Annotated in this window: 13 protein-coding genes; 8 read left to right on the top strand and 5 right to left on the bottom strand. The window is 73.2% G+C overall.

Features of this window, described 5'->3' with window-relative positions; genetic code table 11:
- Positions 1-15 precede the first annotated feature (15 nt).
- Together EES43_RS23285 and EES43_RS23290 are read right to left on the bottom strand one after the other, a co-directional pair.
- The gene (locus tag EES43_RS23285; RefSeq protein WP_124270517.1) at positions 16-1,101 is read right to left on the bottom strand and encodes a winged helix DNA-binding domain-containing protein; all 1,086 of its coding nucleotides are present in this window, start codon (positions 1,099-1,101) and stop codon (positions 16-18) included.
- On the bottom strand, positions 1,098-2,135 hold the full coding sequence (locus EES43_RS23290) for an MDR family NADP-dependent oxidoreductase (protein WP_124270518.1): 1,038 nt from the start codon (positions 2,133-2,135) through the stop codon (positions 1,098-1,100). Before EES43_RS23290 ends, EES43_RS23285 begins: the two co-directional genes overlap by 4 nt.
- Before the next feature lie 185 nt (positions 2,136-2,320).
- Here EES43_RS23290 and EES43_RS23295 point away from each other — a divergent pair, with 185 nt between their 5' ends.
- Positions 2,321-2,716 (top strand): hypothetical protein, encoded by a 396-nt coding sequence (locus EES43_RS23295; protein WP_124270519.1) that lies wholly within the window; start codon positions 2,321-2,323, stop codon positions 2,714-2,716.
- A 75-nt stretch (positions 2,717-2,791) separates the two neighbouring features.
- The gene (locus tag EES43_RS23300) at positions 2,792-3,937 is read left to right on the top strand and encodes a glycosyltransferase (protein ID WP_124270520.1); all 1,146 of its coding nucleotides are present in this window, start codon (positions 2,792-2,794) and stop codon (positions 3,935-3,937) included.
- 68 nt (positions 3,938-4,005) lie between these two features.
- On the opposite strand, the gene EES43_RS23305 is transcribed toward EES43_RS23300, so the two are convergent.
- The 3 genes from EES43_RS23305 to EES43_RS23315 form a co-directional block, all read right to left on the bottom strand.
- Entirely contained in the window at positions 4,006-4,875 is an 870-nt protein-coding gene (locus tag EES43_RS23305) for an SDR family oxidoreductase (protein WP_124270521.1), read from the bottom strand.
- Between the two features lie 135 nt (positions 4,876-5,010).
- Positions 5,011-5,772 carry an SDR family NAD(P)-dependent oxidoreductase gene (locus tag EES43_RS23310; RefSeq protein ID WP_124270522.1) on the bottom strand — a complete coding sequence of 254 codons (762 nt, stop codon included), beginning with the start codon at positions 5,770-5,772 and terminating at the stop codon, positions 5,011-5,013.
- Positions 5,769-7,022, bottom strand: coding sequence for a class I SAM-dependent methyltransferase (locus tag EES43_RS23315; protein ID WP_241192506.1), 1,254 nt, complete (start codon positions 7,020-7,022; stop codon positions 5,769-5,771). The genes EES43_RS23310 and EES43_RS23315 overlap by 4 nt, the downstream gene beginning before the upstream one ends.
- Positions 7,023-7,223: 201 nt before the next feature.
- Here EES43_RS23315 and EES43_RS23320 point away from each other — a divergent pair, with 201 nt between their 5' ends.
- The 6 genes from EES43_RS23320 to EES43_RS23345 are packed head-to-tail and all read left to right on the top strand — an operon-like array spanning position 7,224 to position 14,416.
- Positions 7,224-8,513, top strand: coding sequence for a CaiB/BaiF CoA transferase family protein (locus EES43_RS23320; protein ID WP_124270523.1), 1,290 nt, complete (start codon positions 7,224-7,226; stop codon positions 8,511-8,513).
- A 7-nt stretch (positions 8,514-8,520) separates the two neighbouring features.
- Positions 8,521-9,657 (top strand): DegT/DnrJ/EryC1/StrS family aminotransferase, encoded by a 1,137-nt coding sequence (locus EES43_RS23325; protein ID WP_124270524.1) that lies wholly within the window; start codon positions 8,521-8,523, stop codon positions 9,655-9,657.
- Entirely contained in the window at positions 9,654-10,718 is a 1,065-nt protein-coding gene (locus EES43_RS23330; RefSeq protein ID WP_124270525.1) for a glucose-1-phosphate thymidylyltransferase, read from the top strand. Before EES43_RS23325 ends, EES43_RS23330 begins: the two co-directional genes overlap by 4 nt.
- A complete protein-coding gene (gene rfbB, locus EES43_RS23335; RefSeq protein WP_124270526.1) occupies positions 10,715-11,749 on the top strand; it encodes a dTDP-glucose 4,6-dehydratase in 1,035 nt (344 codons plus the stop codon). Before EES43_RS23330 ends, rfbB begins: the two co-directional genes overlap by 4 nt.
- Positions 11,750-11,756: 7 nt before the next feature.
- Positions 11,757-13,376: a citramalate synthase gene (gene cimA / locus EES43_RS23340; protein ID WP_124270527.1), complete on the top strand. Its 1,620-nt coding sequence runs from the start codon at positions 11,757-11,759 to the stop codon at positions 13,374-13,376.
- Between the two features lie 2 nt (positions 13,377-13,378).
- Positions 13,379-14,416: a ketoacyl-ACP synthase III family protein gene (locus EES43_RS23345; RefSeq protein WP_124270528.1), complete on the top strand. Its 1,038-nt coding sequence runs from the start codon at positions 13,379-13,381 to the stop codon at positions 14,414-14,416.
- Positions 14,417-14,467 lie beyond the last annotated feature (51 nt).

Here is a 14,467-nt window from a genome sequence, read left to right on the forward strand (position 1 = left end):
CGGCTGGAGCACCGCTCAGGCGAACGCGACCGTGCCCTCGCCCCCCGGCGAGGTGAACGCGAGGACGCGTTCGGCCTCCTCCCGCACCGCCGTGTGCCGCGCCGCCGACAGCTCCCGGAACGGCTCGACCCGCAGCCCCTCCTCGGCCAGGGACCAACTGCCGTGCACGAACCCGTCGACCAGGAACAGCGGGACGCCCATCGAGGAACGCGGCGCGATGCGTTTGCGGTCCTCGTCGGTGATGACGCGGCGGCGGTCGCGGTGGCCGAGGGCCGCGTTGTCGTACGCCGGGAGGAACCGCACCGGAGCGGGCTCGGCCGGGTCCGCCAAGGGCAGGTCCGGCAGATCGAACAGCTCGGCGCCGTGTTCGTCGCGGTAGGTGCGCAGCTCCGGCCGCAGCGGCGCGATCACCTCCCGCAGCCTGGTCAGACCGGACCACGCCTGTACGTCCATGACGCCGGCCGGGCCGAACGCCGCTAGATACCGCAGGACCATCGTGCGGGGGTCGGCCGGCGCCATGGGGACGCCGGTGAACTCCTCGGCGAGGGCCACGGGGGTTTCCCTGCGGTGCCCCCACGCGCCCCACACGCTGTTGGGCGGCGGATGCACCAGTGGCTCGAGCAGTTCCAGCGCCTGGGCGAGCCGGGTCGCATCGCGGTCGGGGAACCCCGGTGCCAGGAGCTGTCCCAGCCCGCGCCGGGTCAGCGTGCCGCCGCCCAGCGCGTTCCGCCCGGCCTCCGCCAGGAGGCCGGGGTCGACGCCCTCGACCTCCTGCGCGTAGTACGGGTGAGTGAGCGCGACGCCCACCACCGGCTGCACGGTGGGCCGCAGCCAGGCGAAGTCGGATGCCGCCAGGATGTGCTGGGTGCGGCGCAGGACGGTCGAGCGCACCACTTCCCGTCGGGTGAGCAGCTCGGTGAGCGCGCTGTGTCGGAAGTCCGCGATCCTGGTCCACAGTCCCACGTAGGGCCAGTTGGGCTCCTGGCCCTGGACCGCCACCAGTCGGCGCACCACGTCCAGGGCCGGCAGGTCAGTGCGTTGCAGCAGGAACTGCCGTCGCAGAAGGGTGCGGTTGAGCGTCCGCCGGTCGAGGACTTTCACGCGGAGGTCTTCACGGCGACGTTGCCGCGGTGCTCCCCGGCGAGCAGCGCGAGGAGCGCGGGGGCCGCCTGAGCGATGCCGCCCTCGACGACGGTCTGCGGGAAGGTGAACCGGCCCTGGGCCAGCCAGCCGGCGAACGCCTCGGTCCACGCCTGGACCTGCTCGCCGGTGTGATACGTGGCGAAAGGCTTGAGGTCGAGGTGCTTGGTGATGGCGGTGAGGAGGTCCAGCCGCGGAGCTCCGCCGCTGCCGCCGATCTGCCCGGCAAGCGCCCCGCACAGGGCGAACCGGGCATGCGGGGCCGCGGCATGGATCGCGGCCTCGAACTGCTCCCCGCCCACGTTGTCGAAGAACACGGAGATGCCCGTCGGCGCCAGGTCCCGCAGTTGGTCCGCGACCGGCCCGTCGTGGTAGTCGAACGCCGCGTCGAAGCCGAGCTCCTCCACCAGGTACCGGACCTTCTCCGGGCTCCCCGCGCTGCCGATCACCCGGGCGGCGCCCCGACAGCGGGCGATCTGGCCGGCCAGCGAGCCGACGCCGCCCGCCGCCCCCGAGACGAACACCACGTCGTCGGGTCCGGCCTGGGCGAGCGTCGCCATGCCGTAGTAGGCCGTCGTCCCCTGGCTGAGGTAGTACGACGGGCTCGGGAAGAGGTCCCGGTCGAGGCGGTGGAAGGCCGCGGCCGGACCCACGTGGTACTCGGCCCAGCCCTGCATGGTCTGGACGAGGTCGCCCACCGCCAGGTCCGGGCTCTGCGAGTGCACGACGGTGCCGATCTCGCCGCCCCCGATCCGGCCGCCGACGGTGTACGGCGGCACCGGCAGCGGGCAGTCGGGGCGCATCAGGTCCTGGTAGGCGGCGGCCACACCGACGTAGTCGATACGCACCGCCACGTCGCCGGGGCCGGGCTGCCCCATCTTCACCTCGGCCAGTTCGAAGTGCGCGGGGGTCGCGGCCTCGTCGGGGCCCAGGTGGCGGGTCAGCCGGACCTCCCGTGCCGTGTCGGGGACGGCTGTCTCCGTGGGCGTGCTCATCGCTCTCCTCGTGGTCGTGACGGGGTCGTCCGTCCATGGTGCGCGACCTGCCTCGACCAGCCGTCGAAACCGGGTGGAGGCGCCCCGCCGGGTCGACTTCGAGCGGGCTTCGAGGAGCGGCACGTACGGTGCGCGTCCCCGGCACGGGAAATTCGGCCCGGGCCACGACGCAGGGGAGGAACCGCGTGGAGCAGCAGGAGACCGGGGACACCGCCGCGGGCACGACGCCCGCGCACAGGGGACCCGTCGGCACCTGGCAGGAGCGATTCCGCCTGCCCGACGGCGAGTTCGTCAGCACGGTCCATCTGACGCCGGGCGGGCGGGCCTTCATCCTGCGCGGCCCCGCCCCCGGTGGCAACGGCGCCGGCACCTGGGAGCCGCACGGCGAGAGCGGCTTCGCCTACCGCATCGCCGAGCGACTGGTCGACGAGGACGGCGCCTACGCGGGGTGGGTGGATATCGACCACCGTGCGGAACTCGACGGCGACACCTTCACCAGCAGCGGCACGTCCGCCGTCTACGACGCCGAGGACAACCTCACCGTCCGGGTGCAGGTCGAGGCGAGCGGCTCCCGGGTGTGAGGCCGGCCCGGCACCGGGCCCCCGGCGTCCGTCCCACCGCATTTCGTCCTACCAACCGAGCTTGAGGAGAGAGCTGTGCGCATCCTGTTCTTCACCGGCGGCGGCCGTGCGACCGTGCACGCCCTCGTGCCGCTGGCCTCGGCCTGCCGCACCGAGGGGCACACTGTCGTCGTCGCCGTACCGGACGAGGACATCCAGGCCGTCACGGAGCTGGGGCTCCCCGCCATCGCCGTGTCCGCGAAAGGCGTCTTCCAGGCCATGTTCTGGGACCGCGAGGGCCGCAAGCTCGACCGGCCGCGCGGCGAGACGGCTGAACTGGAGTTCGCCAGCCGCGGGTTCGCGCGGATGGCGGCCGACAGCTTCGGCGCCCTGGTGGAGCTGACCGACCACTGGAAGCCCGATCTCGTCGTCGGCGGCACCCGCAACTACGGCGCGGCGCTCATCGCCCACCACCTGGGCGTCCCGTACGCCGTCCAGGCCTGGGACGGCCTCGAACGCGAGCCCAGCGACCGGGAGTTCGCCAGCGACGAGTTGCGGCCCGAACTGGACGCCCTCGGGCTGGACCGGGTCCCCGTCGAGGACCTGTACATCCACATCACCCCGCCCAGCGTGCGTCCGGCCGACGCCGAGCCCGCCGAGCACATGCGGTGGAGCCCCGGTGGCACCCAGACACCGCTGGAGCCGTGGATGTTCCGGAGGGACGGCCGTCCGCGGGTGCTCGTCACCTCCGGGTCGCGCGCCGCGATGATCGACACGCTGGGCGTGGCCTTCTTCCGGCCGCTGCTGGACAGCCCCACCCTGCGTGAGACGGACCTGCTCGTCGCCACCAAGGACGAGGTGGCGGAGCAGTTGCGCGCGGAATGGCCCGACGTCAGGGCCGGCTTCCTGCCGTTGGACGCCGTGATGCCCGCCTGCGATCTGCTGATCCACCACGGCGGCGGGCAGACCTGCATGACGGCGGTCAACGCCGGGGTGCCGCAGCTGGTCTTCGCCGACATGCTGGCGTCGGCCATCCCGATGAAGCGCATCGACGCCTACGGGGCCTCCATCACGCTCAATCTGAACGAGCCGCCGGAGCGCGTCGAGAAGGCGCTGGGGGAGTTGCTGAACACTCCTTCCTACCGGGAGCGTGCCGCCGACCTGGCGCGTGAGAACGCGGCACAGAAACGCCCCTCCGAGATCGTCGCGATCCTGGAGGGGCTGGTGGAGAAGGCCCGCTGACGGCCGGACACCGCGGGACCGGACGCCGGACGCCTGGGGGGTCGCCGGCGTCCGGTCCCGCGTCCCGGTCAGCGGAAGTCGGCTGCGTGGTCCCGGGCCCACTGGGCGAAGTCCAGCGGCGCGCGGCCGGTCGCCTGCTCGACGCCGGGCCACGGCTTCAGCAGCTCCGACCAGTCCTCCTCGGAGTAGCCGTCCTCGCCGCTCGCCTCGGCCCCGTCGTAGTCGGCGAACCCGAGGAAGAGGTCGGCGTGGTCGGCGGCGAAACCACCCTGGGCCTTCATCAGTTCACGGGCCTTCTCACGGGTGACCTCCTCGAACCGCACCTCCTCGCCGAGAGCCGCGCCGATCGCCGCCACCTGCTCCCGCACCGTCTGCGCCGCAGGTCCGGTCAGCGTGTAGGACTGGCCGACGTGCCGGTCCTCCAGCAGCCCGGCCACGATCACCGCGGCCACGTCGTCCTCGTGCACCGGCACGCCCAGCTCGTCCGGGAAGGGGTAGCGCACGACGCGCTCGGCCCGCACGGACGGCGCCCACAGATGCAGTTTGTTGGTCATGAATTCGCCCGGCCGCACATGGGTCCACTCCATGCCGGACTCCTCGACGACCTGCTCGACCGGGTTCACGCTGTGTCCGGTCGTCACCGCCGCCGCGGACAGCACCGTCGCCCGGCCCACGCCTGCGGCCCGCGCCAGGGCGACCGTCTCGGCCGCCGTGTCCTCGACCGGGAACAGATGCATCCGGTCGACGCCGTCGAACACGCCCCGCAGTGAGGACGGCTTCTCCAGGTCGCCCTGGACCACCTCCACCCCGGCCGGCAGACCGGCCCGGGAGGGGTCGCGCGTCAGTGCCCGCACCTGGATGCCGTCACCCGCTTCGAGCAGCCGCTGAACCACCCGCCTGCCGACCCCGCCGGTGGCACCGGTCACCAGAATCCTCATAACGTCTTCCTCTTTCCGCATTGCTCTCGCTGTGTTCGTACTCTGTCCTTCCGCTGACGCGGAAAGGCCGCTGTCGCGGCAAGGCCGCGCCGTGTCCCCGGGGACACGGCGCGGACAGTCGTGCGGGGCCGGGACTCACGTCGTGGAGATGTCGAGCCCCCCGTCCACGGTGATGATCTGCCCCGTCACCAAAGCGTGTTCCTCCGAGGCCAGCGTGGTGATCCAGGCCGCGATCTCCTCCGGTTCGGCGACCCGGCCGAGCGGCACGGTGCCGGCGACCCCGGCGAACAGGCCCTCCGCCTCCGCCGGGCTGAGCCCGTTCGCCTCGTACGCCTCGGTGCGCACGAAGCCGGGCGCCACCGCGTTGACCCGGACCCCCCGCTCGCTCAGCTCTGCCGCCCAGCTCCGGGTGAAGCTGTGCACGGCCGCCTTGGACGCCGAGTACAGCGAGCTGCCCGGGCCGGGGTTGTGGCCGCCCCGGCTGGAGACCAGGACGATGCTGCCGCCCGGCGAGCGGAGCAAGGGAAGCAGCCGCGCGGTGAGCAGCAGCGGGCCGACGACGTTCGTCTCCAGCACCTCCGACGCGGTGCGTGTGTCCAGTGCCCCCAGGGGGGTGAAGCGGAAGATCCCGGCGTTGTGGACGAGCACGTCCAGAGTTCCGCCCCGGGCCCGCACCGCGGCGGCTGCCGCCTCGGCGCCCTCCTCCGTCGTGACGTCGGCGGGCACCGGGACGATGGCCGGATGCCCGGCCGCGGTCTCGTCGAGGCGGTCCTTGCGTCGGCCGGTGACCAGGACGGCGGCCGCGCCCCGCTGGGCGAAGCCGAGTGCGGCGGCGCGTCCGATGCCGGTGCCGCCGCCGGTGACGAGGACCGTACGGCCCGTGAAGGGGAGAGTCATACGACACGCACCTCGGGAACGTAGAGAATCCACCGGCCGCCCTCGCGCGCGAAGTCCTCCTCCTTGCGCATGATCTCCTCCGCGTGGTTCCAGGCGAACAGCAGCGCGTAGTCGGGTCTGGCCTTGGCGAAGACCTCGGGCGGGACGACGGGCAGATGCATGCCCGGCGACAGCCGGTCCTGCTTGGCCGGCGTCGAGTCGCTGACGAAGGACACCGACTCGGTCCCGATCCCGCAGTAGTTGGTGACGGTGGCGCTCTTCGCCGTGGCTCCGTACGCGGCGACCGTGCGGCCCTCCGCACGCAGCCGCCGCAGCAGAGCGACCAGCTCGTCGCGGTGGCGCGCCACCCGCTCGGCGAACGCGTCGAGCGTCCGCGGGTCCGCGAGGCCGCGCGCCTCCTCCTCGGCGAGCAGCTCGGCCACGGCCGGTGAGGGCTGCCGGGAGCCGGCCCGGGCGAGCGTGTAGCGCACCTCGCCGCCGTGTACCGGGAGCCGCTCCACGCCGACCAGTTCCAGACCTGCCCGCCGGGCCATCGCCCGGACCGAACGGGCGGTGAAGAAGAAGAAGTGCTCGTCGTAGATCTGGTCGAACGAGGTTCGTTCCACGATGTCGCCGAGGTACGGGTCCTCGAACACGAACACCCCGTCCGCGGCGAGCAGCGCGTCCACACCGCGCAGCACGGAATCCATGTACGGGATGTGGCAGAGGGTGTTGGCCGCGTAGATCACATCGGCGGCGCCTTCCCGGCGCCGGAGGTCGGCGGCGCTGCTCTCCTCGAAGAAGGCCTCCCGCACCCGCACGCCGCTCTCCGCCGCCAGCCGGCCGACGCTGCCCGAGGGCTCGAAGCCCAGGTGCCGCACCCCGGCCTCGTGCACCGTCTTCAGCATGACACCGTCGTTGCAGCCGAGCTCGACGACGAACGGGTCCTCGGTTCCGGCGAGTTCGGTGTCCAGGAACCGGCGGGCGGTCGCGGCGAAGTGCTCCCGCATCACGGACGAGCCGGACGAGTGGTACGGGTACTCCGCGTGGAACATGCGCTCGCGGGGTACCTCCTCCATCAGCTGCACCATGGTGCAGCCCGTGCAACGGCCCACCGCGAGACGGTAGAAGAACTCGTGGCCGATGTCCTTCGGAGTGAGGAACGCGTCGGACAGGGGCTGTGCGCCGAGGTCGAGGAACTCCACGACATCGGCGTCGCAGACGCGGCAACGGCCGGGCCTGGGACCGCTCATGGACACCGGTTGGCTCATGGACGCTCTCCTTCGCGCTGTCGGACATCTTGGCGCGGGCAGCGTGCTCCCACGATGTCAGGTGCGGCTCGACTCCCGCTTGAGCCCGCGGGTTGTGTTCCCCATGCCTCGCGCGCCCGCGGCCGGGCCCGGCACCCGATCCGTGTACGGCCCCCTGTGCGACGCGAGGCCGCGTCGAGCGGCGGAGCCTAGCTTCCGCGCATGCTGAAGAGCGATCACGACGAATCCGGCGTGCACGGCGGCCCCCTGCACGGCCTCACCGTCCTGGAACTCGGTGGAATAGGACCCGCGCCGTTCGCCTGTATGAACCTCGCCGACCTCGGGGCCGAGGTGCTCCGGGTGGACCGACCCGGCGTGCCCCGCCCGTTCGCCGACTGGCATCGCGTCCTGCACCGGGGCCGGCGCTCCGTCGCCCTCGACCTCAAACACCCTGCGGCCGTCCCGGTGGCGCTGCGCCTCGTCGAGCACTGCGACGTACTGGTCGAAGGCCACCGGCCCGGCGTCGCGGAACGGCTCGGCCTCGGCCCCGACGTGTGCCGCGCCCGCAACCCGCGGCTGGTGTACGCGCGGATGACCGGCTGGGGCGGCGACGGACCACTGGCCACCACGGCCGGCCATGACATCAACTACCTGGCCCTCAGCGGCGCCCTGGACCTCCTGGGGCCGCCCGGCGGCCCGCCGACGCCCCCGGCGAACCTGCTGGGGGACTTCGCCGGCGGCGGCCTCGGCCTGGTCTGCGGCATTCTCGCCGCCCTCCACGAGCGCGGGCGCTCCGGCACCGGACAGGTCGTCGAGGCGGCCATCGTCGACGGCACGGCGTCCCTGCTCGGGATGGTCCTCGCCATGCGGGAGTGCGGTGCCTGGCCCGGCGGCCGGGGCGAGAACCTGCTCGACGGCGGGGCGCCCTTCTACACGGTCTACCCGTGCTCCGACGGCGGGCACATCGCGGTGGGCGCCCTGGAGGACCCCTTCTACGCGGCGCTGCTGCACGGTCTCGGCCTGCATCCGGCGGCGCTCCCCGACCGCTGGGACCGCGCGCACTGGCCGCGGCTGCGGGAGGCCATCGGCGCGTGCTTCGCACGCCGCCCCCGAGACCGGTGGGCGGAGGTCTTCGCCGGCACCGACGCCTGCGTCACCCCGGTGCTCTCCCTCTCCGAGGTTCCGCACCACCCCCAGCACCGGGCCCGGGGCACGTTCGTGGCGGACGGGACGGGCACGGCCCCCGCGCCCACCCCGCGCTTCGCCCGCACCCCGGGCCGGCTGCCGCACCCGGCACCGGCCCCCGGAGCCGACACCAGGGAGGTGCTGGCCCGCGCGGGCCTGGACGAGGTGGAGATCGCCGCACTCCTGGACGTCGGTGCCGCCGGGCTTGACGGCCCCGAGGCTGCCCCGCCGGTGCCCAGCGGTCCTCAAGCAGCCCGCGACCGGAGCGCCGCACGCTGCGCCGAGCAGCCGGGCCCGCCGGGAACCCGTGACGCCCTTGGAGGGTGACGCTCTCATGACCATGCACGTGTGGGACTACCTGCCCGAGTACGAACACGAGCGCAAGGACATCATTGACGCGGTGGAGACGGTCTTCGGCTCGGGTCGGCTCGTCCTCGGGCCCTCCGTCCAGGGCTTCGAGGCGGAGTTCGCCGCCTACCACGGACTCGCGCACTGCGTCGGCGTGGACAACGGCACCAACGCGGTGAAGCTCGCGCTCCAGGCCGCGGGTGTCGGTCCCGGCGACGAGGTGATCACCGTGTCCAACACGGCGGCGCCCACGGTCGTCGCCATCGACGGAACCGGCGCGACCCCCGTCTTCGTGGACGTCCGCGAGAGCGACTACCTCATGGACACCGCGCAGGTCGCGGCGGCCGTCACACCGCGGACCAGAGCGCTGCTGCCGGTCCACTTGTACGGGCAGTGCGTGGACATGGCCCCGTTGCGGGAGATCGCCGACGCGCACGACCTGGTCGTCGTCGAGGACTGCGCCCAGGCCCATGGCGCCCGCCACCACGGGCAGCCCGCCGGGAGCTTCGGGACCGCCGCGGCCTTCTCCTTCTACCCGACCAAGGTGCTGGGGGCCTACGGCGACGGCGGGGCCGTGCTCACCGGCGACGCGGCCGTGGACAAGGCGCTGCGCCGGTTGCGGTACTACGGCATGGAGGAGACGTACTACGTCGTCGACCGGCCCGCCCACAACAGTCGGCTCGACGAGGTGCAGGCGGAGATCCTGCGTCGCAAGCTGCGTCGGCTCGACGACTACGTGGACCGCCGCCGCGCCGTCGCCGCCCGCTACGCGCGGGGCCTGGGCGACCTGGCACGCGAGGGGGGCCTGGTGCTGCCGGTCACCGCGCCCGGCAACGAGCACGTCCACTACGTGTACGTCGTCCGGCACCCGCGCCGCGACGAGATCATCGCCGCCCTCAAGGAGCGGCAGATCGTGCTCAACATCAGCTATCCGTGGCCCGTCCACACCATGAGCGGCTTCCGGCACCTGGGCTACGCACCGGGGTCGCTGCCCGTCACCGAGCGGCTCGCCACGCAGATCTTCTCCCTGCCGATGTACCCCTCGCTGGCGCCCGAGGCCCAGGACCGGGTGATCGGCGCGCTGCGCGAGGTGCTGGCCCGGTTCGAGGAGGGAAGCCGGTGAAGGGCCTCGTAGCGGCGGGCGGCCTGGGCAGTCGGCTGCGCCCGCTCACCCACACCGTGCCCAAGCAACTCCTCCCGGTGGCGGGCGTGCCGGTCGTCGTGCACGCCCTCAACCGGCTGCGGGACATCGGCATCACCGAGATCGCCCTCGTCGTGGGGGAGTTCGGAGCGCAGACGGAACAGGCGCTCGGCGACGGCTCCGACCTCGGCCTGCGTCTCACCTACCTGCCCCAGGACCGGCCGCGCGGCATCGCCCACTGCGTGTCGCTGGCCCGGGACTTCCTCGGCGGCGACGATTTCGTCCTCTTTCTCGGCGACAACGTATTCCCCGGCGGCCTCGCCGACTACGCGACTGCGTTCCGCGCCAAGCGCCCGGCGGCCCAGATCGTGGTGCACAAGGTGTCCGATCCGCGCGCGTTCGGCGTCGCCGAACTCGACCTCGACGGACGGGTGACCCGGATCGTGGAGAAGCCGGCCGAGCCGCGCAGCGACCTCGCCGTCATCGGCGCGTACTTCTGCACGCCCGCGCTGCACAGGGCGGTGGCCGCGATCAGCCCGAGCGCCCGCGGCGAACTGGAGATCACCGACGCCCTCCAGTGGCTCGTCTCCCGCGGTGACGAGGTGCGCGCCCAGGTGCACACGGGCTACTGGAAGGACACCGGTACCATCGAGGACCTCCTCGACTGCAACCGCGAGCTGCTCGACCACCTGGAGCCCGAGGTGGCCGGCGAGGTCGACGCGGCGAGCGAGTTGACCGGACCGGTCCGCATCGCGCCGGGCGCCCGCGTCGTCCGCTCGCGCATCCAGGGTCCCGTGACCATCGGCGCGGGCACGACCGTCCTGGACAGCCGCATCGGTCCGCACACCGCCATCGGCCGGCAGTGCTCCGTCATCGCGTCCGGCGTCGGGTCCTCCATCCTGCTCGACGGCGCCCACGTCCACGGCGTCCCCGACGTCCGCGCCTCCGTCATCGGGCAGCACGCCCGGGTGGACCGGCGCAGCGAACCGCCCGGCCAACGGCTGGTGCTCGGGGACCACGCCAGAGCGGAGATCGCGGGATGAGGCTGCTCGTCACCGGTGCGGCGGGCTTCATCGGCTCCCACTACGTCCGCACCCTGCTCGACGGGAACCGCCCCGGCTTCACGGACACCCGCGTCACCGTTCTGGACGCCCTGACCTACGCGGGCGACCGCACCAACCTGCCCGAACGGCACCCGCGGCTGACGTTCGTACACGGCGACATCTGCGACCTGCCGCTGCTGCTGGACCTGCTGCCCGGCCATGACGCCGTGGTGCACTTCGCCGCCGAGTCGCACGTCGACCGCTCCCTGGTGGACGCCTCGGCGTTCATCCGCACCAACGTCACCGGCACCGAGGCCCTGCTGCACGCCTGCCTCCGCACCGGGGTGCAGCGCGTCGTGCACGTCTCCACCGACGAGGTGTACGGCTCCATCGAGCGCGGTTCCTGGACCGAGGAGTGGCCGCTCGTGCCCAACTCCCCGTACGCCGCGTCGAAGGCGGCGAGCGACCTGGTCGCCCTCTCCTACGTGCGCAGCCACGGACTCGACCTGTCCGTCACCCGCTGCTCCAACAACTACGGGCCCTACCAGCACGTCGAGAAGCTCATCCCGGCCTTCACCACACGCCTGCTGGAGTGGCAGCCCGTACCGCTCTACGGCGACGGGTCGCACACCCGCGAGTGGGTGCACGTCAGTGATCACTGCGACGGGGTGCACCTGGTGCTCACCCGGGGCCGCGCGGGCGAGGTCTACAACATCGGCGGAGGGGACGAGCGCACCAACAGGGACGTCGCCGGGGCACTGCTGGACCTGTGCGGCGCGCCGCCGACCCTCCTCGGTTACGTCGCGGACCGCAAGGGACACGACCAGCGCTACTCCCTCGACGACACGAAGATCCGGGAGCAGCTCGGCTACGCCCCGCGCATCGCGTTCGAGGAGGGGTTGGCGCAGACGGTCGCCTGGTACCGCGAGCACCCCGAGCGGTGGCGGCACAGCCCGCACACGCGCCCGGTCGGTGCCGCGGTGTCCACTGCCGAGCAGGGCCGAGCATTCGACAACACGGGGACGAGGTAGTGGGACGATGACCATCCAGCGGTTCCAGCTGTACGACACAACCCTGCGCGACGGCACACAGAAGAAGGGCCTCACCCTCACGGTCGACGAGAAGCTCGCCGTCGCCCGTAGCCTGGATGGCCTCGGTGTCGGCTACCTTGAGGGCGGCTGGCCCGGCGCGGTGCCCCGCGACACCGAGTTCTTCCGCCGGGCGCGCACCGAACTCGACCTGCGTCACGCCCGGTTGGCCGCCTTCGGGGCCACCCGGCGGCCGGGTGCGACGGTCTCCGTCGACCCGCAGGTCCGGGCGCTGCTGGAGGCCGACACCCCCGTGGTGACACTCGTCGCCAAGGCCGACCGGCGGCATGTGGAGCGGGCGCTGCGCACCACCCTCGCCGAGAACCTCGCCATGATCGGCAGCACCGTACGACACCTCGTGCACGCCGGGCGCCAGGTGTTCGTCGACGCCGAGCACTACTTCGAGGGGTACCGTGCCGCGCCCGGCTACGCGCTGGAGACCGTCCGTGCCGCCGCCGAGGCCGGGGCGGACGCCGTGGTCCTCTGCGACACCAACGGCGGCACCCTGCCCGACGAGGTGCGCGCGACCGTCGCCGCCACCCTTGGGGCGACCGGCGTCCGGCTCGGAATCCACTGCCACGACGACTCCGGATGCGCCGTGGCCGCAACCCTCGCCGCCGTCGACGCCGGGGCCGTGCACGCGCAGGGCACCGCCCACGGCTACGGAGAACGCTGCGGCAACGCCGACCTGTTCTCCATCGCCGCCAACCTCGTCCTCAAACGGGGCATCCCCTGCCTGCCGCCCGGCGCCCTCGGCGATATGGCCCGGATCGCCCGCGAGGTGGCGGTGATCACCCGCGTCCCGGAACGCTCCTCCGCCCCGTACGTCGGCGAGGACGCCTTCACGCACAAGGCCGGACTGCACGCCTCCGCGCTGCGCGTCGACCCCGGGCTGTACCAGCACACGGACCCCGCCGGGGTCGGCAACCGCATGCGGACCGTGGTGTCCGACCTGGGCGGGCGCTCCTCCGTCGCGCTGAAGGCCGCGGAGCTGGGCTACGCCATGGAGGCCGGCTCCGAACCCGTCGCGCGGACCGCCGCCCGGGTCAAGGCGCTGGAGGCCGCCGGCCACAGCTTCGACTCCGCCGACGCGTCCTTCGAGCTCCTGCTGCGCGCGGAACTGTACGGCGACTCCGTCGAGACCCACTTCACCATCGACTCGTGGCATGTCACCGTCCGCGGAGGCGGCCCCACCGGGACCGAGGCCGGGGTGCGGCTCCGGGTCCGGGACGTGTCGCTCAGCGGTACGGGCCGCGCCGGCGCCCCGCTGCACGCGCTGGACCGGGCGCTGCACGATGCCCTCGACCCGTTCTTCCCCGCCTTCCGCACCGTCGTCCTGGTCGGCGAGCGGGAGCGCCCGCTCGGGCCCGACGACGGGGGAGACGCGTCCTGCCAGGTGCTGCTCACCCATCGCGCCGACGACCGTGAGTGGGGCACTGTCGGCGTCGGCGGCAACGCCGTCGCGGCGGGGTGGCACGCGCTGCTCGACATGGCACGCCACGCACTGCTGGACCGGCCGCGGGCCCGGGCCGCCGACCGGCTCCTCGCGGTCCCGTCGGCGGAGAGGTGAGCATGCACGCCGCGGACCTGTACGTCAGGGCCACCTCCGTCCGGCTGCCCGGCACCCTCCGGGTGGCCGACGCCGTCGCGGCCGGGGACTGCCCGCCGCGCATCGCCGACGCCGCGGGCATGGAGTCCGTGGCCGTCTCGGCGGACGAGTCCGCCGCCGAGATGGCCGTCGCGGCGGCCGCGAACGCGCTGCGACGGGCCGGTTCCGGCCCCGGAGACATCGACCTCCTGCTGCACGCCGACACCTACCACCAGGGCCAGGACCTGTGGCCCGTCGCCTCCTACATCCAGCGCGAGACGGTCGGCAACAGCTGCCAGGCCGTCGAGATCCGGCAGATGTCCAACGGGGGCCTCGCCGCCATGGACCTGGCCGCCGCCTACCTGCGGGCCGGCCACGGCACGGGGGACGCACTGCTCACTTCCGCCGACCGGTTCTGCGCCCCCGGCATCGACCGCTGGCGCACCGATCCCGGAACGCCCTACGCGGACGGCGCCGCCGCGCTGGTCCTCTCCCGCCGGGGCGGCTTCGCCTCCGTGCGCGCCCTGGCCCTGCACGCGGACCCGGAACTGGAACCGCTGCACCGCGGGGACGCGCCGTTCGGCCGCGCCCCCTTCAGCCACGGCATGCCCGTCGACTTCGCCCGGGCCAAGAGGGCGTTCGTCTCGCGGGTCGGCATGTCCGCCGTGATGGGCCGCGCCCACGAGGGGCAGCAGACCGCGGTGAAACGGGCGCTCTCCGAGGCGGGCCTCGACCTGGCCGACGCCGACTGGGTGGTCCTGCCGCACTTCGGGCGGCGCCGGCTGGAGTCCATCTACTACGGCCCGTTCGGCATCGACCCGGACCGTACCCCCTGGGAGTGGAGCCGCACGGTCGGCCACCTCGGGGCGGGCGACCAGTTCGCCGGGCTCGACCACCTCATGGTGTCCGGCCGGGCCTCCCCGGGCGACATCGTCGTCCTCGTCAGCGTCGGCGCCGGATACAGCTGGGGGTGCGCGGTGCTGGAGATCCTCCGCCGTCCCGAGCGGTACGGCCCTCGCTGAGGGGCCGCCGGGGCGGTTCCACCCCGGCTCGACCGGCGTCCGAGTCGGATC

This window comes from Streptomyces sp. ADI96-02 (assembly GCF_003846185.1).
Lineage (GTDB): Bacteria > Actinomycetota > Actinomycetes > Streptomycetales > Streptomycetaceae > Streptomyces.

Coding starts and splice junctions, on each gene's coding strand:
- EES43_RS23305 (WP_124270521.1), bottom strand. CDS start 4,875: ATGAGGATTCTGGTGACCGGTGCCACCGGCGGGGTCGGCAGGCGGGTG.
- EES43_RS23320 (WP_124270523.1), top strand. CDS start 7,224: ATGCTGAAGAGCGATCACGACGAATCCGGCGTGCACGGCGGCCCCCTG.
- EES43_RS23315 (WP_241192506.1), bottom strand. CDS start 7,022: ATGAGCCAACCGGTGTCCATGAGCGGTCCCAGGCCCGGCCGTTGCCGC.
- EES43_RS23310 (WP_124270522.1), bottom strand. CDS start 5,772: ATGACTCTCCCCTTCACGGGCCGTACGGTCCTCGTCACCGGCGGCGGC.
- cimA (WP_124270527.1), top strand. CDS start 11,757: ATGACCATCCAGCGGTTCCAGCTGTACGACACAACCCTGCGCGACGGC.
- EES43_RS23290 (WP_124270518.1), bottom strand. CDS start 2,135: ATGAGCACGCCCACGGAGACAGCCGTCCCCGACACGGCACGGGAGGTC.
- EES43_RS23345 (WP_124270528.1), top strand. CDS start 13,379: ATGCACGCCGCGGACCTGTACGTCAGGGCCACCTCCGTCCGGCTGCCC.
- rfbB (WP_124270526.1), top strand. CDS start 10,715: ATGAGGCTGCTCGTCACCGGTGCGGCGGGCTTCATCGGCTCCCACTAC.
- EES43_RS23325 (WP_124270524.1), top strand. CDS start 8,521: ATGACCATGCACGTGTGGGACTACCTGCCCGAGTACGAACACGAGCGC.